Annotated in this window: 20 protein-coding genes; 12 read left to right on the forward strand and 8 right to left on the reverse strand. The window is 46.7% G+C overall.

Annotation, left to right across the window (positions count from 1 at the left end; all coding sequences use genetic code 11):
• On the reverse strand, positions 1 to 1,392 hold the full coding sequence (locus DXD65_RS04510; RefSeq protein WP_005823931.1) for a PTS galactitol transporter subunit IIC: 1,392 nt from the start codon (positions 1,390 to 1,392) through the stop codon (positions 1 to 3).
• 467 nt (positions 1,393 to 1,859) lie between these two features.
• On the opposite strand from DXD65_RS04510, the gene DXD65_RS04515 reads away from it, so the two are divergent.
• The 5 genes from DXD65_RS04515 (at position 1,860) to DXD65_RS04535 (ending at position 9,741) form a co-directional block, all read left to right on the forward strand.
• Positions 1,860 to 2,426, forward strand: a complete 567-nt coding sequence (locus DXD65_RS04515; protein ID WP_005823929.1) for an RNA polymerase sigma-70 factor — start codon at positions 1,860 to 1,862, stop codon at positions 2,424 to 2,426.
• A gap of 104 nt (positions 2,427 to 2,530) precedes the next feature.
• Complete coding sequence (locus DXD65_RS04520) at positions 2,531 to 3,706, forward strand: FecR family protein (protein WP_005823927.1); 1,176 nt, start codon at positions 2,531 to 2,533, stop codon at positions 3,704 to 3,706.
• Between the two features lie 18 nt (positions 3,707 to 3,724).
• The gene (locus DXD65_RS04525) at positions 3,725 to 7,081 is read left to right on the forward strand and encodes a TonB-dependent receptor (RefSeq protein ID WP_117887390.1); all 3,357 of its coding nucleotides are present in this window, start codon (positions 3,725 to 3,727) and stop codon (positions 7,079 to 7,081) included.
• Between the two features lie 20 nt (positions 7,082 to 7,101).
• Positions 7,102 to 8,568, forward strand: coding sequence for a RagB/SusD family nutrient uptake outer membrane protein (locus DXD65_RS04530; protein WP_117866950.1), 1,467 nt, complete (start codon positions 7,102 to 7,104; stop codon positions 8,566 to 8,568).
• 18 nt (positions 8,569 to 8,586) lie between these two features.
• Entirely contained in the window at positions 8,587 to 9,741 is a 1,155-nt protein-coding gene (locus DXD65_RS04535; RefSeq protein ID WP_117887391.1) for a metallophosphoesterase, read from the forward strand.
• Between the two features lie 154 nt (positions 9,742 to 9,895).
• On the opposite strand, the gene DXD65_RS04540 is transcribed toward DXD65_RS04535, so the two are convergent.
• A complete protein-coding gene (locus tag DXD65_RS04540; protein ID WP_117887392.1) occupies positions 9,896 to 10,549 on the reverse strand; it encodes an HAD family hydrolase in 654 nt (217 codons plus the stop codon).
• Positions 10,550 to 10,910: 361 nt separating this feature from the next.
• Between DXD65_RS04540 and DXD65_RS04550 the strand changes: the two genes are divergently transcribed.
• Together DXD65_RS04550 and DXD65_RS04555 are read left to right on the forward strand one after the other, a co-directional pair.
• Positions 10,911 to 11,768, forward strand: coding sequence for an enoyl-ACP reductase (locus tag DXD65_RS04550; protein WP_005835244.1), 858 nt, complete (start codon positions 10,911 to 10,913; stop codon positions 11,766 to 11,768).
• Positions 11,768 to 12,472 (forward strand): SAM-dependent methyltransferase, encoded by a 705-nt coding sequence (locus tag DXD65_RS04555; RefSeq protein WP_005823906.1) that lies wholly within the window; start codon positions 11,768 to 11,770, stop codon positions 12,470 to 12,472. Before DXD65_RS04550 ends, DXD65_RS04555 begins: the two co-directional genes overlap by 1 nt.
• Here the strand turns inward: DXD65_RS04555 and DXD65_RS04560 are convergent.
• The 6 genes from DXD65_RS04560 to DXD65_RS04585 all read right to left on the reverse strand — a co-directional run bounded on the left by DXD65_RS04560 (position 12,438) and on the right by DXD65_RS04585 (position 19,795).
• Positions 12,438 to 13,556 (reverse strand): hypothetical protein, encoded by a 1,119-nt coding sequence (locus DXD65_RS04560; RefSeq protein WP_117887393.1) that lies wholly within the window; start codon positions 13,554 to 13,556, stop codon positions 12,438 to 12,440. The two genes, DXD65_RS04555 and DXD65_RS04560, sit on opposite strands and share 35 nt — an antisense overlap.
• Positions 13,557 to 13,602: 46 nt before the next feature.
• Positions 13,603 to 14,484: a lipoyl synthase gene (gene lipA / locus DXD65_RS04565; RefSeq protein ID WP_005823900.1), complete on the reverse strand. Its 882-nt coding sequence runs from the start codon at positions 14,482 to 14,484 to the stop codon at positions 13,603 to 13,605.
• The gene (locus DXD65_RS04570; RefSeq protein ID WP_022402344.1) at positions 14,484 to 16,697 is read right to left on the reverse strand and encodes a S9 family peptidase; all 2,214 of its coding nucleotides are present in this window, start codon (positions 16,695 to 16,697) and stop codon (positions 14,484 to 14,486) included. The genes lipA and DXD65_RS04570 overlap by 1 nt, the downstream gene beginning before the upstream one ends.
• A gap of 201 nt (positions 16,698 to 16,898) precedes the next feature.
• Positions 16,899 to 17,660 (reverse strand): sugar isomerase domain-containing protein, encoded by a 762-nt coding sequence (locus tag DXD65_RS04575; RefSeq protein ID WP_005823892.1) that lies wholly within the window; start codon positions 17,658 to 17,660, stop codon positions 16,899 to 16,901.
• 31 nt (positions 17,661 to 17,691) lie between these two features.
• Positions 17,692 to 18,843, reverse strand: coding sequence for an MFS transporter (locus DXD65_RS04580; RefSeq protein WP_022402345.1), 1,152 nt, complete (start codon positions 18,841 to 18,843; stop codon positions 17,692 to 17,694).
• A complete protein-coding gene (locus DXD65_RS04585; protein ID WP_009037141.1) occupies positions 18,836 to 19,795 on the reverse strand; it encodes an ROK family protein in 960 nt (319 codons plus the stop codon). Before DXD65_RS04585 ends, DXD65_RS04580 begins: the two co-directional genes overlap by 8 nt.
• Before the next feature lie 315 nt (positions 19,796 to 20,110).
• Here DXD65_RS04585 and DXD65_RS04590 point away from each other — a divergent pair, with 315 nt between their 5' ends.
• The 5 genes from DXD65_RS04590 (at position 20,111) to DXD65_RS04610 (ending at position 26,291) form a co-directional block, all read left to right on the forward strand.
• Positions 20,111 to 21,040 (forward strand): TIGR01212 family radical SAM protein, encoded by a 930-nt coding sequence (locus DXD65_RS04590; protein ID WP_117680619.1) that lies wholly within the window; start codon positions 20,111 to 20,113, stop codon positions 21,038 to 21,040.
• Positions 21,041 to 21,101: 61 nt separating this feature from the next.
• Positions 21,102 to 22,301: an FprA family A-type flavoprotein gene (locus DXD65_RS04595; RefSeq protein ID WP_005835258.1), complete on the forward strand. Its 1,200-nt coding sequence runs from the start codon at positions 21,102 to 21,104 to the stop codon at positions 22,299 to 22,301.
• A 43-nt stretch (positions 22,302 to 22,344) separates the two neighbouring features.
• A complete protein-coding gene (gene nagB / locus DXD65_RS04600) occupies positions 22,345 to 23,157 on the forward strand; it encodes a glucosamine-6-phosphate deaminase (RefSeq protein WP_005823882.1) in 813 nt (270 codons plus the stop codon).
• A gap of 465 nt (positions 23,158 to 23,622) precedes the next feature.
• A complete protein-coding gene (locus tag DXD65_RS04605; protein ID WP_008665600.1) occupies positions 23,623 to 25,188 on the forward strand; it encodes an ATP-binding protein in 1,566 nt (521 codons plus the stop codon).
• A 32-nt stretch (positions 25,189 to 25,220) separates the two neighbouring features.
• Positions 25,221 to 26,291, forward strand: a complete 1,071-nt coding sequence (locus DXD65_RS04610) for a BF3164 family lipoprotein (protein WP_022402346.1) — start codon at positions 25,221 to 25,223, stop codon at positions 26,289 to 26,291.
• Positions 26,292 to 26,297: the final 6 nt, after the last annotated feature.

Raw genomic sequence — 26,297 nt, forward strand, 5'->3', positions numbered from 1 at the left:
TTAATTTTTGATTGATTTCTGGTATTTGATAATGGCACGACGGTTCATAATCATCAGGAACAATGTGCATAATACAAGGATACCGGAGCCTATCCATTTCAACGAGTAGGTCAGGTGGAAAATGACCCAAGCAAAGGGGCTGGATGCAAAGTCCAGTGCACCGCCTTCAAAGCCGGCGGGGATATTCACGGCAGCATCTTGTGTCTTCTCGTATACATCGTGGGCTGCTTGTGTGAAATAGGGGGCGAGGTCTGTTACGAAATAAAGACCGATGGTCAGTACAACGAGTCCGATGATGAACGTCTTTACTACATTTCCTTTCGTGATGGGCAGTACCAGCGGGAAGAGGTAGAACATTCCGGCCAGCGACGCCAGAGGCAGGAACTGGTTACCCGGCAGGATGACAGCCAGCAGTATGGTTACGGGAATCAGCAGCAGGGAAACCACCAGCGTTGCAGGATGGCCGATAACCAATGCGGGGCTCATACCGATGTTCAGGCCGACAGCACCTTTGAATTTTTTGGCAATCAGCTCGCGGGTAGCATCGGAAATGGGCTTCAAGCCTTCGATGAACAAAGCGGTGATACGCGGAATCAGCTCCATTACGGCGCCCATCTTGATACCCAAACCTAATATATAAGGTATCTTGTCTACCAGTTCCTGACCGTTCTTGCAAGACAAAGCACCGATACCGCAACCGACCAGAATACCCAGGAACAGAGGCTCACCCAGCAAACCGAATTTCTTCTTCATGCCTTCCGCATCAATGTTCAATTTGTCAAAACCGGGGATTTTGTCCAATGCTTTATTGATGACTACGGCAAATGGAACGAAACCTGCGCAGAAAGGCTGGGGAATGGAGATACCCTCCATCTTGTCGTAGAATCCCTGGAATTTGTCGGCGGTATAGTCGGCCATAATCAGGGTAATGATGTAGCAGATAATAGCGGCGAAGAAACCCCACCAGATATTGTCGCTGGCAAAATAAACGACTGCGCCGATAAATGCGAAATGCCAGTAGTTCCAAAGGTCGATATTGACCGTACGGGTCGTTTTCGTTAATAACATCAGAAGATTTACTCCCAAACATACCGGAATGATGAATGCACCCACCGATGTGTTATAGGCTACAGCCGCAGCTGCAGGCCATCCCATATCGAATACTTTCAACTGAAGACCGTAAATTTCAACGACTTGGCTCAGAGCAGGACCGAGGCTGCTGGTCAACAGCGCAGTGACAACTGACAGACCTACGAAACCGACACCTACCAGCAGACCGCTCTTTAGCGCCTTACTGAATTTGATGCCGATGCATACTCCCAAAATTGTAAAGATTATAGGCATCATCACTGCTGCTCCTAAGCCGATGATATAGCCGAAAACTTGTTCCATTCTCTTGTGATTTAATTAGGTAATTGAGTTTGTTTTTGCAATAGTATGAATTAAAAACCGGGTCAAAAATAAGACCTTTTCTCAATTAATCAAACTCGAAAAGCATAATTATTTAGTAAATGGGACAATTTTGGACGAAATTGGTCGTTATCGTGCACAAAATTGCTCGTTTTCGTACACGAAACCTCAATAATACACTCTCTGCATTGAAAAGTATACATAGGAAAAACAACAATTTTGGGTGGAGTGAACTTTAATACAGTTTACTGTGTTATTATAAGACATTGAAACAAACCGGACTATAATGATATATTTGATTTTTTTATTGGCAATAGGACTATTGGTCGGATGGAGCTTATGGAAAGCTCCATCCGATATTGATTTATGGGGAAAAGATTTAGAGGATTGATAGTTATATTGGTTATATTCTGAAAATTTAACTATATTAGCGCCCGAAAAGCATAAATATGGCGCTAAATCTGATAAAAAAGGATAAATCCCACTCTGTTGTAAGCATTAAGCTGGATGAGCAAGAGTTTCATAATATTTTTAAGGAATATTATGCGGCGCTTTGTTCTTTCGCGTTCCAATACATGGAGGATGCGGATATGTCAGCAGATATAGTACAAGACGTATTTGCCAAGTTGTGGCAGATAAGAGACGATTTCTTTTATCTTCATCAGGTGAAAGCTTTTCTTTATACGGCCGTACGTAACCATGCCTTGAACGAACTTGAGCATTCGAAGGTAGCTCATGAATACGAGCAAAAGATTATAGCCAAAAAAGCAGATGCTTTTTTTCGTGATGCGATTGTGGAAGAAGAGACTTTCCGGATTCTGTCAGAAGCTATAGAGAAACTTCCTACCCAAATGAGAGCCATCATGCAGTTGGCTCTGGAAGGTAAAAAGAATGCAGAAATAGCAGAGCGTCTCAATGTCTCTCCCGAAACGGTACATACTCTTAAAAAAGTGGCTTATAAAAAGCTTCGTGCATTCCTTACCGATTATTATTATTGCCTTCTGTTATTTATCTAAAAGCACATTTTTTTCTATTTTTTCAAAAAAAAGTCTTTATCGATTCACCATGTTTTCATTTTGGCTTGTATTATCATTAAAGATAGACTAAAACATGCCAAATTATGATAAAAGAGTACTTTCATATAGCTCATCTTATTTCCAGGCACCTATCCGGTGAAGTAACACCGGAAGAGAGCCGTTTTTTGGATAAATGGCGCAAAGAGAGCAAAAGCCATGAGCAGCTTTTCCAAAAGATTTGTAGTGATGAACATTATGCACAGCACGAAATTCGTAAAATGGAGTTTGATTCGCAGGCTGGATGGAAAGGTGTCGAAACACGTATCAAGAGGATGGAGCTCAGAAGGAGACATTTGAAACTGTTACGGTACGTTGCTCTTTTTATTGCACCGGTGCTGATATTGGTTTTTGCATTTCAGGATATTTCTGTACCCCATGTCATGGATGGCAATCAATTATTGGCTGCCCAGCAAATACTGCCGGGTGGAGCCAAAGCTATTCTTACATTGGATAATGGGGAAACGGTTTATCTGGATGAGAATGCCGATGGGCGGCAGTTGCAGTTGGCTGGTAAACAAATACAGATAGATTCGACGACCTTGAACTACAGCGCTGCAGACGGGCAGGTTGTGCTGTCAGCTTTGGCATATAATAAAGTTGAAGTGCCTCGAGGCGGTGAGTATACACTTGTTCTGAATGATGGTACAAAAGTACATCTGAATTCAATGAGCAGTCTACGTTTTCCGCTTGCTTTCGAAGCAGGGAAGCGGGAAGTGGAATTGGCGGGAGAAGCTTATTTTGAAGTAAATAAGACCGGTCATCCCTTCATTGTATCGACTCAAGGTATGCAGATTGAGGTGTTGGGAACAACTTTCAATATTTCGGCCTATCCGGGTGAAGAATATCAGGCGACTCTTGTCAGTGGTTCTGTTAAGGTGGACACCGGGGAGGGACAGAGTCTTGTCTTAAAACCTTCACAGCAGGCATCATTAATTCCCGGGAGCGGGAATATACAAGTGCGTACAGTAGATACTGCCTTCTATACATCATGGGTGAAGGGAAAAATCAATTTTAAAGATCAACGGCTGGAAGATATTATGAGAATCCTTTCAAGGTGGTATAATATTGAAGTGGACTATTCAGACGAAGCGTTAAAGAACCTGCGTTTCGGTTGCTATGTGAACCGTTATGAGGAAATAGCTCCTTTCCTTGAGCTACTGGAAGCGACGGAAAACATACATGTCAAAATCAACGGTAAAACTATTATATTCTATAAATAACCATTTAATAATTTAATTATGACTAAGGAACAGAGCTACACCAGGTTTTGGGAAGGTAGTAAACGTATGTGGATTACATTCCTGTTTTTCAGTTTTATTATGATTGGCTTTGTGCAGGCCGCCAATACGGCGTTTGCCCAGACAACAGTTACTGTAAATGTGCAGGACGCCACTTTAAGTGACGTGTTATGGGAAATTCAACGCCAGACGGATTTTACTTTCATTTATAGTACAAATGACGTAAAGAATGTCAAGGTACGTAATTTGAGGGTCACGAATGGAAAAATCGCAGCAGTGCTGGATGAATGTCTTAAGAATAGCGGATTGGCTTATGTCGTAAAAGACGGGGCCATTGCTATCCGTCCAGCCAATGAAGTGAATGCTGTGAAGGCAGTAGAACAAGCTAATGTTATTTCCGGAACAGTGGTGGATGAGACCGGTGAGCCCGTCATTGGAGCCAATGTTTTGGTCAAAGGTACTACAAACGGCCAGATTACCGATTTGAATGGAGGTTTCTCTATCAAGGTGGAGCATGCATCGGCTACCTTGCTTGTCTCTTATGTTGGCTATGTTCGTCAGGAAGTGAAAGCTACTTCGGGTAAGATATTGAAGATTGTATTGGTGCCGGATGCAAATATGATGGAAGAGGTGGTTGTAACCGGTTACGGTACATTCAAGAAATCTGCTTATGCGGGTTCGGCTGCCAGTGTGAAGAATGAAAAGATTGCCGATGTGCCTTCCGTTTCTTTCCAGGATTTGTTGCAGGGAAATGCTACGGGTGTACAGTTTACTTCTGCTTCTGGCCAGCCGGGTTCTTCAGCTTCTTTGAGTATTCGTGGTATGGGCTCTTTCAATGCCTCCAACTCTCCGCTGTATGTTATTGATGGAGTGCCCGTTACTTCCGGTTCGATAAACTCCATCAGTTCGGATGGTGGTCTGGATGCCATGTCAACCGTCAACACTTCGGATATTGAGAATATTACGATTATCAAGGATGCCGCTGCTGCATCACTCTACGGTTCGCGCGCTGCGAATGGTGTGGTTCTGATTACGACGAAGAAAGGTAAAACCGGTAAGGCTTCTATCAGTTTGAAAGCCGATTGGGGATTCAGTGACTTTGCTATGGATTATCGTCCTATTTTGAGCGGAGCAGAACGTCGCGAATACATATACAATGGTATGGTTCTTGGACAACAGCGCAGCGGCAAATCGGATGCGGATGCCATAGCTTATGCTGATAAGAATATCGACAAATATGCTCCGGTTCCCTGGTGCGGCTATACGGATTGGGGAGATTATCTGTTCAAGAAAGGAAGCCATTCCAGTTATGAGGCTTCCATATCCGGAGGAACCGACAAATTCAAATACTATTCTTCATTGTCCTATCTCAACCAAGAGGGCATTGTAAAAACATCGGGTCTGGAAAGAATTACCGGACGTTTGAATGTTGATTTTCAGGCTACGGATAAATTGAAATTCGGTGCCAACATCATGTTTACCAATCTGAATCAGGATGTATATAGTGAAGGAACCGGTTATACTGCTCCTTTCTACTCCAGCGTAAGCAAATTGACGCCTTCAGATCCGGTTTACAATGAAGATGGAAGCTATAACCAGGACTTGATTTCGTTGTCAAGAAGAAATCCCGTTCTTGCCCAGGAGTACAATTACCAGCGTGAGTATGTTACCCGTATGTTCAATACGATTAATGCCGAATATGAATTTATCAAGGACTTGAAGTTAAAGTCTATTTTGAGCTATGACTATAACATCAGTAAGGGTAAAGAATGGAAAGACTCCCGTACCTCCGACGGTGAGAAGAATAATGGTGGAGCCGAAAAGGCATATAGTGAATATAACAAGTTGGTGTGGTCAAACCAGTTGACTTACAAGACTACTATCCAAAAGGACCACAATTTGGATGCCCTTGTCGGATATGAAATCGATTCCAAGTACAATGATTTCTTGTCGGGATATGCTACTAACTTCCTGACTCCGATAAAGAATGACATTGCCAACGGGCAGACTTTGGAGAGCATAGATGGTTCTTCCAAGAGGTCAAGAATGGTTTCTTACATCACCCGTCTCAACTATGACTACAAGAACAAGTATTATCTGGGTGGGAGCTATCGTATGGATGGCAGTTCACGCTTGCACAGAGATAATCGCTGGGGAAGTTTCTGGTCTGTTTCAGGAGCATGGCGTATTATCGAAGAGGATTTCATGAAACCCACGTCCAAATGGCTGACCGATTTGAAACTCCGTGCATCCTACGGTGTGAATGGTACGTTGCCCTCCGACTTATACGGCTATATGGGCCTGACAAGCCTTAGTGGCGGCTATATGGAGAATCCCGCATTGATTCAGTCGCAGATTGAAAATAGGGATTTGGAATGGGAAACGAATTACAACCTGAATATCGGTCTGGATTTCGGCTTCTTCAACCGTTTGAACTTCACTTTGGAGTACTATACCCGTACTACTAAGAACCTTTTGATGGACTGTCCCGTATCTATGACTACCGGTTTCAGTTCCTATCTGATGAATATCGGTGAGGTGAAGAACCAGGGTGTGGAATTGGAAATCAATTCCAAGAACATTGTGTCCAAAGACTTTGACTGGTCTACCTCTTTCACCCTTTCGCACAACAAGAATACGATTGTGAAACTGGACGGCGAACAGACCCAGATTATCAGCGGCTCGCAGATTCACATGATTGGCAAGTCCTACCGTACATTCTACATGATAGAATTTGCCGGAATCAACCCCGAGACCGGTGCACCTCAGTTCTATACCAACGACGTGGACGAGAATGGAAACTATATTAAGGAAATCACAGAGAATAACAAGGATGCCAAAGCCATTCCTCTGAAGAAACATGCCGAGCCCAATGTGACCGGTGGTCTCTCTAATACTTTGCGTTACAAGTGGTTCGATTTGAGCTTCATGTTCTCTTATCAGTTCGGTGCTTATGGATATGATAACTGGGCACAGAAAACAGAACATGGCGGCAAGGACTTTACTCTTAATATTCCGGCCTATTATCGTGACAATTGGAAGCAACCGGGAGATATCAGTAAATATGAAGTGTTTATAGAGAAGCCGGCGGTAGCCATGAATGGCGTTACCACTACCCGCCGCTTGCACAGCACGGACTTTATCCGTCTGAAAACGTTGACTTTCGGTGTGACCGTTCCTAAAACATGGACTCGGAAAATCGGCGTAAACAGCCTGCGCCTTTACGCATCTGCCAACAACTTGTGGACTTGGGCGGCTTACGATTTCTATGATCCGGAATCAGTCAGTGCAGGTACAGCCGGCTGGGGAACACCTCCTTTGAAAACAGTAACTTTCGGTCTTAATTTGAATTTCTAACCTCATAATAAAGAAACACAATGAAAGCATTAAAATATATGATGATGGGGATGTTGGTCAGCCTGACCGCCTCCTGTGGCAATGACTGGCTTGATGTTGAATCCAGTACAAAGATTCCGACTGAAACCGCCATACAGAATCTGGATGATGTGGAATATAGCTTGAACGGTATCTACGACGTGATGCGCAGTACCAACTATTACTCGGGCCGTATGATTTATTACGGAGACGTGACGGGTGACGATGCGCAGTCCATAAAGACCGGAAAGCGTACCACCAGCTACTATATGCTGGACTATACAAAGGATTCCGGTCCGTCTTCCCACTGGTCTTATGCCTATAAGATTATCCAGAATTGTAATATCATTTTGTCTCAAATAGACGGATTGGATGTCAGTGAGGATGATACGGAATACTTCAACGACCTGAAAGGCCAGACCTTGGCTCTCCGTGGATTTGCCTTGTTCGACCTGACCCGTTTCTTCGGCTATCCGTATGCCAAGGATGGAGGAGCTTCTTTGGGAGTGCCTATTGTGACCGAAGTATCCAATACGGAAAACAAGCCGTCGCGCAATACCGTTGCCCAGTGTTATGAGGCAATCATCAAGGATTTGAAGGAAGGTGCTGACCTGCTGGATGAAGAATTCAACAAGGGTAAGATTAATAAGTGGGCGGCAATGCTGTTGCTGAGTAGAGCCTATTTGTATATGGAAGATAATCAGAATGCCTTGATTACGGCTGAAGCTGCCATTGCGGGAGCGGAAAAGAACAAGTACCGTTTGTGGACCAATGATGAGTATGGCACGATATGGGGAACTGATTTTGCCTCTTCCGATCCGGGAGAAGTCTTGTTTGAGCTGGTGAATCTGACAGTGGACGGCGTTGGTAAAGAAAGTGTGGCTTACCTTTGCTGGCAGGCGGGTTATGATGATTATTGCCTGACCAGTTCTTTCTATGAACTGATGCAGGAAGATCCGGATGATGTCAGAAATCAGGCATATACGGTTGTTCCTAAGACAAAGAGAGCTTACATAGCCAAGTATCAGCCGCAGAGCGGCAAGGCTGTGGAAGATTCCAATATTCCGGTACTTCGTCTGTCCGAACTTTATCTGATTGCTGCCGAAGCGGCTGCAAAGCTTAATAACAATGACAAGGCAGTGAAGTATCTGGATGCCATTGTCAGCCGTGCCAACCCGGAAAAGACCGTGCAGGGTAAGACGGTGACGTTGGATGATGTTCTGTTGGAACGCCGTAAAGAGTTGTTCGGTGAAGGACACCGTTTCTTCGACGCCCTTCGTAATCATCAGACTATCGTGCGCAAGGAGTCGACCAAGGAATTCCCGGAAATAGCCGAGACTTCACATCTGAAGATGGTGGATGAGAGCGTATCTTTTGATTGGAACTATTATCGTGTAGTATTGCCCATTCCTAAGGCGGAGATGAATTCCAATCCGAATATGCAGCAGAATCCGACTTATGGTGATTAATTCCAAAAAAGTGAGAATATGAAGTATCAGACAACTATTGTAAAGTCTTTCTTTACTGTATTTATTCTAACCTTCATCAGTTCCGGCCTAAGTGCCGGAACTCTTGGTTTAGACGGTGATAAGGAGAAGAAGGAGGAATTGTCGGCAGACGGACCTTATGTGATTTATGAACCGGACGGAAAGGTGCGCGTCATAAGCGTTACAGCCCAAGGGCAGATAGAAGATACGACTTATACAGTACTTCCTCAGGATTTCACCCTTCATGTCACGGACCACAAAGGGCGTTATCCGTTTGATGTGAAGCTGCATCCGGTCAAACGTCCGGAATGGCAATACAGACAACCGGATAAAGTGTTTGTGATGTCTGACCCCCATGGCAAGCTGAATTGCGTGATGAGCTTGCTGCGAGGCAACAATGTCATTGATAAAGACTACCATTGGAGTTTTGGAACCAACCATCTGGTGGTTATCGGTGATATATTTGACCGTGGCAAAGATGTGCCGCAGATATTTTGGCTGTTCTATAAATTGGAGAAGGAGGCGGCGGATGCAGGTGGTCATGTCTCGTTTCTGTTGGGTAACCATGAACCGCTTGTGACGGCAAATGATTTGCGTTATACCAAAGAAAAGTACAAGACATTGGCCCGAAAACTGGGTATGGATTATCCGGCATTGTTCGGTCCGGACACAGAACTTGGCAAATGGCTTGGTACCCGTAATACGATGCAGACCATCGGACCTAATCTGTATGTGCATGCAGGTTTGGGAAAGGAGTTTTATGACAGTGACTTGAATATTCCCACAGTGAATGAGGAAATGAGCCGTGCATTGTTCATGAGCAAGAAGGAACGTAAGGCTCTATCGCCTCTCACGGCTTTCCTATATGGTAATAGCGGCCCTATCTGGTATCGTGGATTGGTACGGACGGATGCAAAATACCATCCATTGGCACAAGACTCCCTGCAACTGATGTTGAAACGTTATGACGTCGAACATATCATTGTGGGGCATACTATCTTTAAGGATATTTCCACTTTCTATGATGGACGGGTGATTGGAGTGAATGTGGATAACGAGGAAAACCGAAAGAAGAAACGTGGGCGCGCTTTACTGATTGACGGGAATACCTATCTTGTGGTAGGAGATAAAGGAGCGATGCGAAAATTGTTCTGAGGCTGTTCTCTTTCTGATTATTTTTTAGGCGTGGAAGTACGTGGATTTCACGGAGAGACAAAGAAAAACTCCGTGTTTTTCGCGTAATCCGCGCCTAAAAAATATCATAATGTAAATATGCACTCTCGGATAGCTGGGGGGAGGGAGTGCCCTCTCAAAGAGCGGCGATAACGGCAATCTCCGTAGCATTGTCTACGATATGTGCCGGATGAAACTCTTCCAGTTCTGTGCGGGGACGGAATCCCCAGGTGACTCCGCAGGCAGTGACTCCGGCATTGGCGGCCGTCTGCATATCCACTCCGGAGTCTCCCACATATAGCACGTCTTCACGGGATATCCGGGTGATGTCCAGAATGTCATGCACCACTGTTGGGTCGGGCTTCACGTTGACCCCTTCCCGTTGTCCGAAGACGGCGGTAAAACGTATGTTGGGGAAATAATGTGAAATCAGTTTCACGGTAGCCGATTGATATTTGTTGGAAGCCACTGCCAATATCATCCCTTTCTCCTGCAACTGTTCCAGTAGTTCGGGGATGCCGGGGTAAGGGCAGCTTTTATCAGCATTGTGCACGTCATAATAAGGCACAAACTCCTTGCGGACGCGCAGGACGTTTTCTTCGCTCTTTTCCCCTTCCGGGAGGGCGCGCTCGAACAGTTTGTTGATTCCGTTGCCAACCATGAAGTTATAGGCCGATTCCGGGTGAGTGGGATAGCCAAGCGCTTGCAGGGCATGGTTTGTACTTTGTGCCAAATCGGCTATTGTATTCAGTAAAGTTCCGTCCAGGTCAAATATAATCAACTTCTTCATTGCCTTCTCTATTTTTTAGTTTGCTGCAAATATAGGGCTTTTTGCGCTCATGTTCAAATGCTGTCTCGGGTTTCATCAGGTATTTGCAGAATAGGAATCACTGAGTTGATAATCAGTGTGTTATTACTGCATTCCTGCTGCATGCGTTTTGCAGTAGTACTGCAGATGGAGTGCAGCGTTACTGCAAATATGTTTGCAGTGATACTGCAACTGTATTGCAGTGGCACTGCACAAGCGTTGCAGTAGTTTTGCAGTGGGTGATCGGTGTATTTTTTGCCGTTCTTCCCTTTTCTTTGCACACTTTCGGGCTTTTTATGCAAAAACTTCCTATCTTTGCAGCCGAATTTTACTAAAAATAGGTATGAGTTACAATTTGTTGAAAGGAAAAAGAGGCATTATTTTCGGTGCTCTGAATGAGCAGTCCATTGCCTGGAAAGTAGCAGAAAAAGCAGTAGAAGAAGGTGCAGCCATCACTTTGTCGAATACGCCGGTTGCCGTCCGTATGGGCGAAGTGTCCGCTCTTTCGGAGAAACTGAACTGCGAGGTGATTCCTGCAGATGCTACAAGTGTAGAAGATTTGGAAAATGTATTCAAACGCTCTATGGAAGTATTGGGTGGCCCGGTCGACTTTGTGCTGCACTCCATTGGTATGTCTCCCAATGTGCGTAAGAAACGTACATATGATGATTTGGATTACGATATGTTGGAAAAGACGCTGGATATCTCCGCTGTCTCTTTCCACAAGATGATACAAGCTGCCAAGAAACTCAACGCCATTGCTGACTACGGTTCAATTCTGGCTTTGAGTTATGTGGCTGCGCAACGTACGTTCTACGGTTACAACGATATGGCAGATGCCAAGGCACTGCTGGAATCCATTGCCCGCAGCTTCGGTTACATCTACGGACGCGAACACCATGTACGTGTCAACACCATTTCCCAGTCTCCCACGATGACCACTGCCGGTTCCGGTGTGAAGGGTATGGACAAGTTGTTCGACTTTGCCAACCGCATGTCTCCGCTCGGCAATGCTTCTGCCGATGAGTGTGCCGATTACTGTATCGTCATGTTCTCCGACCTCACCCGCAAGGTCACCATGCAGAACTTGTTCCACGATGGAGGTTTCTCCAGCGTAGGTATGAGCCTTCGCGCCATGGCTACTTACGAGAAGGGACTGGATGAGTATAAGGACGAAAACGGAAATATCATTTACGGCTAATGGAACTCGCACTTTATCTTTTGCCAGTCACGCTGGGCGATACGCCTATTGAAACGGTGTTGCCTCCTTATAATAAGGAGATAATACTGGGAATCCGCTATTTCATCGTGGAGGATGTGCGCTCGGCACGCCGTTTTTTGAAAAAGGTGGACAAGGGAATAGATATTGATGCGCTGACATTCTATACGTTGAACAAGCATACGTCGCCCGAAGACATCTCCGGCTATCTGAAGCCGCTGGTGGAGGGGCATCCGATGGGCGTGATCTCCGAAGCCGGTTGTCCGGCTGTGGCCGACCCGGGAGCGGACGTAGTGGCTATTGCACAACGGAAAAACTTGAGAGTGGTCCCCTTGGTGGGGCCCTCTTCCATTATCCTCTCCGTCATGGGTTCCGGCTTCAACGGTCAGAGCTTTGCCTTCCATGGTTATCTTCCCATTGAACCGGCAGAGCGTGCCAAAAAGCTGAAAATGCTGGAACAACGCGTCTATAATGAACATCAGACTCAGCTTTTCATTGAAACGCCTTATCGCAATAATAAGATGATAGAGGATATTCTTCATAACTGCCGTCCGCAGACCAAGCTCTGCATTGCGGCGAACATTACTTGTGAAGGGGAGTATATCAAAACCAAGACCGTGAGGGAGTGGCAGGGCAAGACTCCCGACCTTTCTAAGATTCCTTGTATTTTTCTCTTGTATAAATAATAGCTTCCAGGTGCTCGAATTCATATTCCAGGCAACTGCTGAAGAAGTTCCGTCCCAGGTTGTGTTCCATTTGCTGGAATGTCCATAGCTTTCCCCCCTTGAAATTCTTATTGCATAGGATGGAGTCATCGTCCAGGTCTAGTGTGAAGAGATAGACCAGGCGGTTGGTGGCTTCATTCTCAAAATGATACATGAAGTTGAAGTGCAAATGGTCTAATGGGGCGGTGGGAAGCGTTTGTCGTAAAATTCTGTGTGCGCCTTGTTCCAATGTTTCTCCATATATCAGGTAACCCTCCATCAGCAAGTCGATTTTATCTTTCTCGAAAACGTTGCATTTGGGGCGGGGGAGGAGAAACAGCATGCCGTGTGAGGCAACGGCAATCCGGATGACCGGATTGATATAGTCGTTTTTCCGGTTGATGGCCTCTGAGGCGATGGCTTTCCCCATGACATCTCCTTTGGTATTGACTATCGGTACGAAAACCGTGTGGTTCATCACTATATTGAAATAGAAAATGCCGAACTGATTGAACAGAATGCCTGATATAAAGACGAGGGGAGGCGCCACATAAAACAGAATGTGGCGGGTAGTGTCTCCCAAAGGGTAACTGACCAGAACCGCCAAGAAGATAATCAGAAAATGCAGCAGGCTTATGATAAGGATTACGCGTGAGGATACGATGGCGGCTTCTGCCCCTTGTGCAAAAAGTTGCTTACAGCATTTCTGTGTCTGGGACATGTGGTAGTCCAGAAACCTTCTCCTATTGAGGTAGATGACGAATGGGGGAATGATGGCACTGATTTCCAGCGTGAACGGAAGCATGAAACGGGGACAGTAGTTTACGAGGAATAGGGTTGTTACCGATAACAGCAGTAACATTCCGGTAGTACAGTAAAGTATGATTTGCGGAACATGCGTTCCTCTATGCCTCACCGAATAGATGCTAAACAAGAGTCCTACACCTGCACCGATGTAGATGGACATGTCCTGCGTTATAAACTCGCATAATATGATGGATATTATAACGGGGATGAATCCCAGCGACATATTGAATCTTGATGATAAAATTCTTTGATGGCTCATTATCCGTATTATGATTTTGTCGTTTACATCATAACAACTGGGAAATTTAAATGTTTCCTATTTTACTTCTTTTTTGTATAAAATGGATCTGTTTTTCCGCATGATAAGAGGAGCGTACCAATGGAGCGCTTTCCACTTGCTGAAACCCTTTTTTCAATCCTTTCTCTCTGTAGAGTGCAAATTGTTCGGGAGTAATATATGCTGCTACCGGATAATGCTTGTGTGTGGGTTGAAGGTATTGGCCTATGGTCAGTATGTGGCAGTCCACCCGGCGGAGGTCGTCCATCAGTTCTTCCACTTCTTCCGGAGTCTCGCCCAATCCCACCATAATGCCGGACTTGGTGGTAGTATTGCTTTCTGCAATTTGCCGCAACACTTCCAGGCTTGTTTCATACTTGGCGGCACTGCGTACGAGGGGGCTGATACGACGGACAGTCTCCATGTTGTGCGAAATGATTTCCGGTTGTGCATCGATGACTTGTGCCACGAGTTCCTTTCTTCCCTGGAAGTCGGGAATCAGCACTTCGACGGTGGTGTCAGGGTTGAGCCGCTTGATTTCCCGGATGGTACGTACCCAGTGCGACGCGCCTAAGTCGGGCAGGTCGTCACGGTCTACGGAGGTGACGACTGCATGGGAGAGTTTCATCAAGGCAATGGACTCTGCCACATGTGTAGGCTCATCGGCATCCAGTGGCAAGGGCTTCCCGCTTGCCGTGTTGCAGAACTTACAGCACCGGGTGCAGATATTTCCCCCAATCATGAAGGTTGCGGTGCCTTTCCCCCAACATTCCCCCATATTGGGGCAACGGCCGCTGCTACAGATGGTATGTAGGCAATGCGATTCGACAATGCGTTTGGTCTCGGTATAGCGCTCGTTGGCACCGATGCTTATTTTGAGCCACTCAGGCTTACGTACTCTTTCGGGCATTATTTCAATTCTTTGTTGAAGAAGTTGGTCAACCGCGTGTATAGGTGTAACCGGGTATTTCCTCCGTAGATACTGTGGTTGCGGTTGGTGTAAACCTGCATATCGAACTGTTTGCCGAGTTGTACCAGTTGTTCGGCATATTCGGCACAGTTCTGGAAGTGTACATTGTCGTCTGCCATGCCGTGTACCAGCAGCAGGTTGCCGTGAAGCTTGTCGGCACGGGTAAAGGTGGAACTGGCCTTATAGCCTTCGGCGTTTTCTTTCGGTGTGCGCATAAAGCGTTCGCCATAAACGGTGTCGTAGTAGTTCCAGTCGGTAACGGCAGCTACGGCTACTCCGGCCTTGAATACCGGTGTTCCTTCACTCATACTCATAATGGTCATGTATCCACCGTAACTCCATCCCCAGATTCCGATGCGTTTTTTGTCCACATAAGGCTGGTTGCCCATGTAGAGGGCGGTTTCCACCTGGTCTTTGGCTTCCTTGATACCCAGGTTCAGATAGGTGCATTTGGCGAATTCGGCACCACGTCCTCCGGTGCCACGCCCGTCTACGCAAACCACGATATAGCCTTGTGATGCCATGTAGGTTTCCCAGCTTACACTGAACTTGTCAAGCACTTGCTGTGAACCGGGGCCGCTGTACTGGTACATCAGTACCGGGTATTTCTTGCCGGCAGAGAAGTCGGCAGGTTTCATCATCCAGCCATTCAATGTGGTTCCGTCGGAAGTCTGGAAAGTGAAGAATTCCTTCCGTGGCATGTCATAGCCGCTGATTTCCTGCTTCAATGCCGCATTGTCCATCAGGGTGGCAAGAGTCTTGCCGGTATTGTCGTTCAGCGTAATGACGGTCGGAGTGTCCAGATTGGAATAACGGTTCATATAGTACTTCATGTTCGCACTGAACTGCGCACTGTTTGTTCCGGCTTGTGACGATAGCCTGGTCTTTTTACCTTTCCGGTCAATCTTGTAGATGGCACTGCGCATGGGGCTTTCCTCGTTGCTGCTGAAGTAGAAGCTTCCTTCTTCGGGGTCATAACCCAGGAACTCCTGCACTTCATATTGTCCGGCTGTCACTTGTTTCAGCAGATTGCCGCCTATGCTATACCAGTACAGATGGTTGTATCCGCTCTTTTCGCTGACAAAACTGAAATTTTCCGGATAGAAGACGATGTTGTCGAATACATTCTCGCGGATATAGGTATCGCTTTCATCACGCAGAGCCAGTTTGGCTACCGTGCTGCGAGGGTCGGCAAAGTATAGGTCGAACCGGTTCTGATGGCGGTTCAGTGTCATGACGGCAAGTTTGTTGGGGTCTTGGGTAAAGCGGATGCGGGGAATATAGCCGTCTGCATCTACCGGCACGTTTATCTTGCGGGTCACTTTCGACTTGATGTCGAAGGTGTGTACGGACACTTTGGAATTTACTTCTCCCGTTTTAGGATATTTGTAAGTATACTCTCCCGGATACTTCTCGAAAGGGGTGAAGTGGGGGGCTTGTCCGGCAAAAAGAGGGAAAGAGTAGGAGGGAACATCTTTCTCGTCGAAGCGGATGAAAGCCAGCATCTGGCTGTCGGCACTGAATTCCAGCGCACGGTTGAAGGAGAACTCCTCTTCGTAAACCCAGTCGGGGATGCCGTTCAGCACCTCGTTCTGTTTCCCGTCTTCCGTCACCTGGCTTTCGCTGTTGCCGTAGAGCAGTTTTACAAGGAAGATGTTGTTGTCGCGTACGAAAGCCACTTGATTGCCGTCCGGTGAAAATACGGGCACCTGCTGCGGGCCGCCGTCCGAAAGTTTTTCCACAATATTGTTGATTTTACCGTCCAGGTTGCGCTTCAGGCTGTAGATGTAATGCACAGCCGTATAGGAATGACGGTAGATGGGAGTTGTTTCGGTGGCAATGAGCAGCTTGCTGCCGTCCGGAGCAAAGCTGTAGCTGTCGAATGTCTTGAACGTGCATTCGCGTGCGGTAGCGGCATCAAACAGCACTTCCACGGGTTTTCCCGTTTTGAAGGAGTACTTGATGATTTGTGTCCTGTCCGCATTCATCTGCGAATAATGTTCCCCGTCTCCCGGGATGGGGATAACGCCGGAAATATTCTTCGGAGTGAACTTGCCCGATACGATTTCTTTCAAATCGAGCGCCTTGCCACTTTGGGCGAAACCTGCCAGCGTACAGAGGCAGAGGAGAAGTGCGATGCTTATCTGTTTCATATCTATCTTTTATGCTTATCTGTTTCCCTATTTTTTCTGGGGAACAAATATACAACAAAGGGAAGATTTATCGAAGCAGTGGGCCGATTTTATTCTTTTTGAACAGAAAAAGCCCGTCCTGCTTCTTGGGGGCGAAGCAGGGACGGGCCTCCGTCACTCATAGATGATGATTGGATGAGATGATGATTGGAATATCTTTCGTTACAAGCACTTGACTTTTCTTTGATATTCTGCAATGGCTGCATCCAGTCGTTCGTGGGCGGTTGTGTCACCCGGAACGTTGTGCGACGGATGGATGTACAAGTGTACGCCACGGTCGGCAAGGATTTCAGCAACGGTAGTGATGGTCATCCATACCATGGTGACGAAACTCAATGTAGACAGCGGGCCTACCTTGTCGAAGTGGTTCTTCAAAGGTACGGAGGCGTCTACCAGGGGAACGCAGGAATCCACTACGATATCTGCCAACTGGAAGAGGTTCTTTCCGCTGGAGTGACGGCTGGCCTTGTCGCCCGTTTCGCTGGCCGAACCGTATACGATAACTTTCATGCCGCGCTTCTTGGCTTCCAATGCCATGTCTATATTGACGGCATTGATACCGGTATGTGAGAAAATCCACATACAGTCTTTGGAATCAAAATCATAGTTCTTCATGATTTCTTGGCCGTAGCCTTCTGCCCGTTCCAGGAAGAGGAACTGATGAATACCCATCTGGCCGATAATCTGCGTGAAGAATGTCAGAGGCAATTCGCAAAGTGGGTGGAATCCTACAAAGCTGCCGATACGCGGATACATTTCTTCTACGGGAATTGTTGCGTGGCCGCAACCAAACGTGTGGACCCAACGACCGGCTTCGATGGAGTCTGCCATAACAGTGGCTGCTTTTTTGATGTTTTCCAACTGGGTAGCCTCCAGTTTTTCCATAATGCCATGGGCATTCTTTAACCATTCGAGTGCTAACATAACTTTTTTGTTTTTTAAGAAGTTAATAAATTTATTTGAGTGAGCGTTTATACAAAAGGAGCATGACGGCAAGTGAGGCAATCATCAGATAAGGATAAAGTCCGATGCCATTGGCGTATTGGGAAATCATGCCCATCAGGCCGTTCATTGCAGTCTGGCCGACGAGGGCTATGGCAAGCGCCACGCTGAATGCTGTTCCCGATAAGGACGGGTACCGGCTTCCAAGAATGCTGAGTATCACGGGATACGTGGCCGACAGCCCCATACCTACCAGCACCATGCCGACTGCCGCGCGTGCAAACCCCGGCGAGAACATAAGGAAACAGAAGCCTATGGCAGTGAGCGTAAGGCTGTAGGGCAGCACGGTTTCCGGTTTTATCTTCTTGAATATCGCAACCTGCACCATACGTGCCACGGTCAGTCCTGCTACCATGCAGGTCAGTGCAATCAATGCCTGATTGGCCGGAATATCCGTCATCTGCCCAAAGTAACTCGTGGACCAGTTGTTGCAGACACCCTCGATGCCGCTTTGGAAAAAAAGAATGAAGCTGAGTAGCAGTAAGCTGCTTTCTTTCAGCAGTCCCAATCCCTCTTTTACCGGGAAACCTTGCGCCTGCTTAGGGGCGGGGAAGCGTACGGGGATACAGAATATAATGCCCGCAAGCATCACTACGCCAATTCCCAGTAAGATGGTTTCGAATGAATAATGCCTGGAAAGGGAGCCCAGCAACATCGGTATGCCCAATGCGCCCAGTCCGTAGAACATGCCCAGAAAACTGAGGCGTGAGCCTTTTTCGGATTCTCCTGAGATGTCGGATACCAATGCATTGGTTTCTCCGTTGAGGATGCCTCCGCCCAGGCCGATGCCGACGATGGAAGCTTGCAGCAGTGGCACGCTTTCAAAGAAGGCAAGTCCTTCCATCCCCAGCAGTACGATGATGCAGCTGGGCACCAGCAGGGCTTTATGTCCGAACCGGTCTACGATGGGACCGAAAATCAGGGAACCGGCCAGCATGCCCAGAGGCAGGAAAGTGACCAGTGAGGTTGTCTGCAACCCGCTCAGATTCAGCTTGGCTATGAGGGATGGCAGCACTGCTCCCAATGTAATCATGGAGACTCCGAAGAAACACATCCCGATGCACGCTGCCGTGAATACGAGATTCTTGTGATAACTGTTACTCATACAAGTGATTTTTGATGGCAAGAAACGCTGCTCCTATCAGTCCGGCATTACCGGACAATTGAGAAGGTACAAATTCCACCTGCTTGATGCTGAGCGGTTGCGCCCATTTGCAGGCTTCCTTGTAAATGTCATCTATAAAGATACCGGCAGGGCCGAATACGCCTCCGCCCCAAATTATCTTCTGCGGGTTGAGCAGGCTGACCAGATTTGCGGAAGCCATGCCCCACATCTCGACAGCTTTGTGCAATACGGAGATGGCAATAGGGTCTTTTTCATTATAGGCACTGAACACATCATAGGCCGATATGCGACAGATGGGTTTCTGGCGCAGTTTTCCTTTATATGACTTGTTGGCGCGTACGGCATCGCGTACCCGTGCCCCGATACCATTGCCGGAAGCGTAATATTCGAAACATCCGCATGCGTCATACTCTTCCCGGTAGGGAGGTTGCAGGGCCATCCAGCCGGTGGCGCCGATAATGTCGTTGGCTCCGTGCAACACGTGCCCGTCGATGATGATGCCGGCACCGATACCGGTTCCCACGGCAATGAATATGGCACTGTGACATTCTTTGGCGGCACCTTGCCACATCTCTCCATACATATAGCAGGTACGGTCGCTGTCGATGTATATCTCGATGCCCGGAGGCGTTACACTGCGCAGCTCCTCATAGAGGGGGTAGTTGTCCCAGCCCGGTATGTTGGGGGCCCATACCCGGTTGGTTTGGGAGTAAACGATACCGGGGATGCAGACACCTATTCCGTCGACGTGTATACGGCTTCTGCGTGCTACGGTAAGAAGTTTGGCGAGGATATCCGCGGCGAGCTTGCCCACTTCGTGACCGGTTCTTCCTTTCAGGAGCCGTTTGCGGTTAAACATCATGCTTCCGTCCGGAAAGAAAATGGCGCTGGCTATTTTTGTGCCGCCTATGTCCAATGCGATTGTTGCCATGGTGTTATAGTATTTATAGGTTGATTCATTAAGGTTGTATGCAAAGCTATGAATTTATTTCATTCTTGAGGTGTATAAACTGAGGAAATTGTGTGTAAAAAGAGTGTCTAATCACTAAATTGTGTTTAATGTAATTGCGCTTGGATGTACTCTTTCTCAATTAATTAGTTATATATCAGTGGATGAAACATTTTTTAGTGCAGGTGGAAATTCTTTGTTTTATGTTCGTTAACAAATCGGGTGGAAAGTATTCTTGTTTTTGCAGGTTCATCCCACGGAAAAATCCTATATTTGCCACTTACATAAGGAATATGTATGGAAACCAAATCTACGCTCTATAATGAGTTCCCTCTTTTTCTGAAGCGATATTTTTCCTATAAGGTACAGAAAATATCGCTGAATGCCGGTTTTACGTGCCCCAACCGGGATGGAAACAAAGGAGTCGGCGGTTGCACCTATTGTAACAACCAGACCTTCAACCCCGATTATTGCCGTACGGAGAAATCCATTACCCGCCAGCTGGAAGAGGGCAAGCAGTTCTTTGCACACAAATATCCGGAGATGAAGTATCTCGCCTATTTCCAGGCCTATACCAATACGTATGGTGAACTGGAAGACCTGAAGCGGAAATACGAGGAAGCCTTGTCGGCAGACGGGGTGGTGGGCCTGGTCATCGGCACCCGTCCTGACTGTATGCCCGACAGCCTGCTGGACTATTTGGAGGAGATGAACCGGCATACATTCCTTTTAGTGGAGTACGGCATAGAGAGTACCGACGACAAGACACTTTGCCGCATCAACCGCGGGCATACTTTCCATGCCGCCGCCGATGCGGTGGAAAGAACCGCTTCACGCGGAATCCTGACCGGTGGGCATGTCATCCTCGGACTGCCGGGCGAGACGCACGAAAGTATCGTGGTACAAGCCGGCGTACTGTCCCGTCTGCCGCTCACTACCCTGAAGATGCATCAGCTGCAACTGATAAGGGGCACCCGCATGGCTTTAGAGTACCGGCAGCATCCCGAAGATTTCCATCTGTTCGGTGTGGACGAATATATCGACCTCGTGATAGACTATATCGAGCATCTGCGGCCGGACTTGGTGCTGGAGCGTTTCGTCTCCCAGTCTCCTAAGGAACTGCTCATTGCACCTGACTGGGGACTGAAAAATTATGAATTTAATCATCGGGTTCAAAAAAGAATGAAAGAACTCGGTGCATATCAGGGAAAGAAGTATGAAATGTGAGAAAAAAGAATTATTTTTGCCGCAACTTTAAATATGGAATCAATCTAAATAAAGAATAATTATGAACCCAAAAACAGTGATAAAAGGAAAAATCCACTACGTGGGAGTGAATGACCGCAATAAGCATTTGTTTGAAGGTATGTGGCCGTTGCCGTATGGGGTTTCCTACAACTCTTACCTGATAGATGATGAGACGGTCGCTTTGGTCGATACGGTGGACATCTGCTACTTCGAGGTGTATCTGCGCAAGATAAAGAGCATTATCGGCGAGCGCCCCATCCAGTATCTCATCATCAACCATATGGAGCCGGACCATTCGGGCTCTATCCGCCTGATAAAGCAGCATTACCCCGACATCATCATTGTGGGCAACAAGCAGACCTTCGGCATGATAGAGGGCTTTTATGGCGTGACGGGCGAACAGTACATGGTGAAGGACGAGGATTTTCTGGCTTTGGGGCATCATAAGCTCCGTTTCTATATGACCCCGATGGTGCACTGGCCCGAGACGATGATGACTTTTGACGAAACGGAAGGAGTCCTTTTCGCCGGTGACGGCTTCGGCTGTTTCGGTACGTTGGACGGCGGGTTCCTGGATACGCGCATCAATCTGGACAGATACTGGGACGAGATGGTGCGTTACTATTCCAACATCGTGGGCAAGTACGGCTCTCCGGTGCAGAAGGCACTTGCCAAGCTGGGCGGTCTGCCCATTTCCACCATCTGCTCCACGCACGGGCCGGTGTGGACGGAAAACATAGCCAAGGTTATCGGCATCTACGACAAGTTGAGCCGCTACGCCGCTGACGAAGGTGTGGTCATTGCCTATGGTTCCATGTACGGCAACACGGAGCAGATGGCGGAAGCCATTGCGGCGGAACTTTCTGCACAAGGCATCAAGAACATCGTGATGCACAATGTGAGCAAGAGCAATCCTTCTTATATCATTGCCGACATATTCAAGTATCGCGGACTTATCATCGGCAGCCCCACCTACAGCAACCAGATTTATCCTGAGATAGAATCCTTGCTCTCCAAGATTCTGGTACGCGAAGTGAAGGGACGCTATCTGGGATACTTCGGCTCCTTCTGCTGGGCGGGTGCCGCCGTGAAGCGCATGGGCGAGTTTGCCGAAAAGAGCAAGTTCGAGATTGTGGGCGACCCGGTAGAGATGAAGCAGGCCATGAAGGACATTACTTACGAACAATGCGAAAACCTGGCACGTGCCATGGCAGAGCGTTTGAAGAAGGATAGGAAGTAGTTGAAAATTACCCCTAATTTATTAACCTAATAAAACAATCACAATGAGACTAATCATTCAACCGGATTATCAATCCGTATCAAAGTGGGCGGCACATTATGTGGCTGCCAAAATCAAGGCCGCTCATCCGACACCTGAAAAACCGTTTGTATTGGGATGCCCCACCGGTTCTTCTCCGTTGGGCATGTACAAGGAACTTATCGACCTGAACAAGAAAGGCATCGTGTCTTTTCAGAACGTAGTGACTTTCAATATGGACGAGTATGTAGGTTTGCCCAAGGAACATCCCGAAAGCTACTATTCCTTTATGTGGAACAACTTCTTCAGCCATATAGACATCAAGCCGGAGAACACCAATATCCTGAACGGCAACGCTGCCGACCTGGATGCCGAGTGTGCACGCTATGAAGAGAAAATCAAGTCCTACGGTGGCATCGACCTCTTCATGGGCGGTATCGGCCCCGACGGACATATCGCTTTCAACGAGCCGGGTTCTTCCCTTTCGTCACGCACCCGCCAGAAGACATTGACTACCGATACCATCATTGCCAACTCCCGTTTCTTTGACAACGACGTGAACAAGGTGCCCAAGACTGCCCTGACCGTCGGTGTCGGTACTGTGCTTAGCGCCCGCGAGGTAATGATTATCGTAAACGGACACAACAAGGCACGTGCCCTCTATCATGCAGTCGAGGGTCCCGTGATGCAGATGTGGACTATCAGCGCCTTGCAGATGCACGAAAAGGGTATCATCGTTTGTGACGATGCGGCCACCGAAGAATTGAAGGTGGGTACTTACCGCTACTTCAAGGATATTGAGGCAGAGCACCTGGATGCGGAAAGCTTGCTGAAATAAGCAAACTAATAAAAGTTTTGCAATTCCACCCTCACCACCCTCACCGCTTGTCTGCATCTGCTTGTTCATCGGTGTTTCAGGGGTGAGTGAGAGCAATTTAAAAGGGTGAGGGCAAATTTTGCCCTCACCCTTTTTGTTCTCCTGATTTTGGTTGACTGTTTTCAGGACAGGGCGTTATGTGATGAAAACGGGCTCTGCTCCGCTGTAAGGCTTTGGGTGCCAATGTTAAAGATACCAAATACTCACTGCAAAACCAGTGCATCGTTTTTGCAGTGCCGCTGCAACATAGATGCAGTGCCACTGCAACTGTTTTGCAGTGCTACTGCAACGCCTTTGCAGTGTTACTGCAAAAGATGTGCAGTAGGTTTGCAGTGAGGGCTTGTGATGAAAAAGCCATGGGCGTGCTTTCTTTTTTGCGGAATATGTGCTATCTTTGTCATACTTGTAATTTAAACAGTAGCAGCTATGGAATTGAGTGGCAGACGCTATCCGATAGGGATACAGAATTTTGAGCAACTGCGTACGCGGAATTGTGTGTATGTGGATAAGACGGAGCTGGTGTACAAATTGGTGAATACAGACCAAATTTATTTCTTCAGCCGCCCCCGTCGGTTTGGCAAAAGCTTGCTCGTGTCTACGCTGGAGGCCTATTTCCAGGGGAAAAAGGAACTTTTCGAAGGGCTGGCTATGGAACGTCTGGAGCAGGAATGGGAGGTTTGCCCGGTGCTGCACGTTGATTTCAGCTTGACGAAATATACTGAGCTGCGTGACTTGACGGGGCAATTGAATTTGTTTTTATCCCGTTGGGAAGAAATTTACGGAAAAAAGGAAGAGGAAGAGGGGGCGGCAGAGCGTCTGCAAGGCATCATCCTGCGTGCCTACGCCAAGACCGGAAAGCCGGTTGTAGTGCTGATTGACGAGTACGATGCTCCTCTGCTTGACAGTAATTCCGATGCCCTTTTGCAACAACAGCTTCGCAACGAGATGCGCAAGTTCTTCAGTCCTCTCAAGGGGCTGGGGCAATATCTCCGTTTTCTTTTTATCACGGGTATCAGCAAGTTCAGCCAGCTGAGCATCTTCAGCGAACTGAACAATTTGCAAAATATCAGTATGCGCGATGACTTCAGTGCCCTCTGCGGCATCACCGAGGAGGAACTGCTGACGCAGTTGAAACCCGATATTGAGCGGATGGCCGAGGCTAATGATGAGACTTACGAGGAGGCATGCTTGCATTTGAAGCGGCAATATGACGGTTATCATTTCAGTAAGGCTTGTGCGGATATTTACAACCCGTTCAGCCTGTTCAATGCTTTCAATTCCAAAGAATACAAGAACTATTGGTTCTCCACGGGCACGCCTACTTTCCTGATAGATATTCTGCGCCATGCAGACTTCGATGTGCGTGCGCTGGAAGGTGTTGAGGCTACCGATGAGCAGTTTGATGCGCCTACGGAACAGATAACGAGTCCCATCCCGGTGCTCTACCAGAGCGGTTATCTGACCATTAAGGGCTATGACCGTAATTTCCAAATCTATCGTTTGGCCTATCCCAACGGTGAGGTCCGTAAAGGGTTCATTGAATCCCTGCTTCCCTCTTACGTGCACTTGCCTGCCCAGAACAACACCTTCTACGTCGTCTCTTTCCTTCGCGACTTGATGAAGGGTGATGTGGAGAGCTGCCTGGAGCGTACCCGTTCCTTCTTTGCCTCCATTCCCAATGATTTGGAGAACAAGACCGAAAAGCATTATCAGACCATTTTCTATTTGCTGTTCCGGTTGATGGGACAATATGTGGAGTCGGAAGTGAAGAGTTCCGTAGGCCGTGCGGATGTGGTGGTGCAGTTGCAGGATGTCGTTTATGTCTTCGAGTTCAAATACGACGGTACCCCGGAAGAGGCGTTGGCTCAGATTGACAGCAAGCAGTATGCCATCCCTTACCGGGCGGACGGCAGGCGTGTGGTCAAGATTGGTGTGAATTTTGACAGTGCTACGCGGACGATTGGCGGGTGGAAAATAGCTAAAGCGGATTAGAAGAAGAAACTTTATTAATAAATTAGGGAAACATGAAATTAATTAGGTTAAACAGCTTTTTATATTTGTTCTGCATATTGAGTGTTTTTGCATCATGTGTGCAAAAACCAGATAGTAGTGTAGAAGATTGGAATCGTACTTTTATAAATACAAAGAAGCTTATTTCAGAGGCTTGTTTGGATAGAGAATTAATTTTGGGACGTCCTTTTTTAATCCAATATGTAGATTCATCTTTGCTTATTTATGATGATATTGGAGATTCTCTTTTTCTTTTGGTTGATTTGAAAGAAAACGATAGGGTTTATCGTTTTGGGCAAAAAGGTGAAGGAAATAATGAATTCTTGCAAGTTTTTGCTTTCTGTAATATGAAGTCCGATTCTATTCTTGGTGTTTATGATGCATATAAACATGAATTGCGTGAGATAAACTTAGATAAGGTTAAGCGTGGAGAAATGAATTTTCCAGTTGTTTTTAAAGATACTTTATCGAGTATTAAGCTATCCCCGACAAAATATGACGCATATCTTGGATTAGGATTCTATGAAAGTAACATGTTGAGTCTTACGGATAATTCTATTGGAAGTAAGTTCTTTTTTGAATATCCTTATAAAGATAGTCGCGAGAAAGCTATTTCAAATCGTTTGCGAGGGATGGCTTATCAAGGGACTTTGTGCTCTAATCGGTCATTGGACAAATTCTTGTATGCTGTGTGTAGTGCTCCTATCTTTATGCTGTTTTCTGTAAATAAAGATGGAATTGAGAAAACTTATGAATTGATAGGTGGATATCCCAATTATGTTACAGAAGAAACAGGTGAATATCGATCGGCTCCAATGAGTGCAGATAATAAAATGTCTTTTACCATGGCATATGCAACGGATAATTACATCTATCTGCTGTATTCCGGAAAGAATTTTAGAGATGCTGGTATGGATGCATTTAAAGCTAATGTCATTTATCAGTTATCTTGGAATGGAAAACCGATAAATAAGTTTGAAACTGATTATCCACTGACAAATTTTTGTGTTTCTGATAATGATGATGTCTTGTATGCTTTGGCTGATAAAGGTGAAGTGGAACTGGTACAGTATACTTTGAAATAGATTAAG

Origin of the sequence: Bacteroides sp. 4_1_36, from assembly GCF_003466325.1 — a bacterium.
Lineage (GTDB): Bacteria > Bacteroidota > Bacteroidia > Bacteroidales > Bacteroidaceae > Bacteroides > Bacteroides uniformis.

Coding starts and splice junctions, on each gene's coding strand:
- DXD65_RS04510 (WP_005823931.1), bottom strand. CDS start 1,392: ATGGAACAAGTTTTCGGCTATATCATCGGCTTAGGAGCAGCAGTGATG.
- DXD65_RS04515 (WP_005823929.1), top strand. CDS start 1,860: ATGGCGCTAAATCTGATAAAAAAGGATAAATCCCACTCTGTTGTAAGC.
- DXD65_RS04520 (WP_005823927.1), top strand. CDS start 2,531: ATGATAAAAGAGTACTTTCATATAGCTCATCTTATTTCCAGGCACCTA.
- DXD65_RS04525 (WP_117887390.1), top strand. CDS start 3,725: ATGACTAAGGAACAGAGCTACACCAGGTTTTGGGAAGGTAGTAAACGT.
- DXD65_RS04530 (WP_117866950.1), top strand. CDS start 7,102: ATGAAAGCATTAAAATATATGATGATGGGGATGTTGGTCAGCCTGACC.
- DXD65_RS04535 (WP_117887391.1), top strand. CDS start 8,587: ATGAAGTATCAGACAACTATTGTAAAGTCTTTCTTTACTGTATTTATT.
- DXD65_RS04540 (WP_117887392.1), bottom strand. CDS start 10,549: ATGAAGAAGTTGATTATATTTGACCTGGACGGAACTTTACTGAATACA.
- DXD65_RS04550 (WP_005835244.1), top strand. CDS start 10,911: ATGAGTTACAATTTGTTGAAAGGAAAAAGAGGCATTATTTTCGGTGCT.
- DXD65_RS04555 (WP_005823906.1), top strand. CDS start 11,768: ATGGAACTCGCACTTTATCTTTTGCCAGTCACGCTGGGCGATACGCCT.
- DXD65_RS04560 (WP_117887393.1), bottom strand. CDS start 13,556: ATGAGCCATCAAAGAATTTTATCATCAAGATTCAATATGTCGCTGGGA.
- lipA (WP_005823900.1), bottom strand. CDS start 14,484: ATGCCCGAAAGAGTACGTAAGCCTGAGTGGCTCAAAATAAGCATCGGT.
- DXD65_RS04570 (WP_022402344.1), bottom strand. CDS start 16,697: ATGAAACAGATAAGCATCGCACTTCTCCTCTGCCTCTGTACGCTGGCA.
- DXD65_RS04575 (WP_005823892.1), bottom strand. CDS start 17,660: ATGTTAGCACTCGAATGGTTAAAGAATGCCCATGGCATTATGGAAAAA.
- DXD65_RS04580 (WP_022402345.1), bottom strand. CDS start 18,843: ATGAGTAACAGTTATCACAAGAATCTCGTATTCACGGCAGCGTGCATC.
- DXD65_RS04585 (WP_009037141.1), bottom strand. CDS start 19,795: ATGGCAACAATCGCATTGGACATAGGCGGCACAAAAATAGCCAGCGCC.
- DXD65_RS04590 (WP_117680619.1), top strand. CDS start 20,111: ATGGAAACCAAATCTACGCTCTATAATGAGTTCCCTCTTTTTCTGAAG.
- DXD65_RS04595 (WP_005835258.1), top strand. CDS start 21,102: ATGAACCCAAAAACAGTGATAAAAGGAAAAATCCACTACGTGGGAGTG.
- nagB (WP_005823882.1), top strand. CDS start 22,345: ATGAGACTAATCATTCAACCGGATTATCAATCCGTATCAAAGTGGGCG.
- DXD65_RS04605 (WP_008665600.1), top strand. CDS start 23,623: ATGGAATTGAGTGGCAGACGCTATCCGATAGGGATACAGAATTTTGAG.
- DXD65_RS04610 (WP_022402346.1), top strand. CDS start 25,221: ATGAAATTAATTAGGTTAAACAGCTTTTTATATTTGTTCTGCATATTG.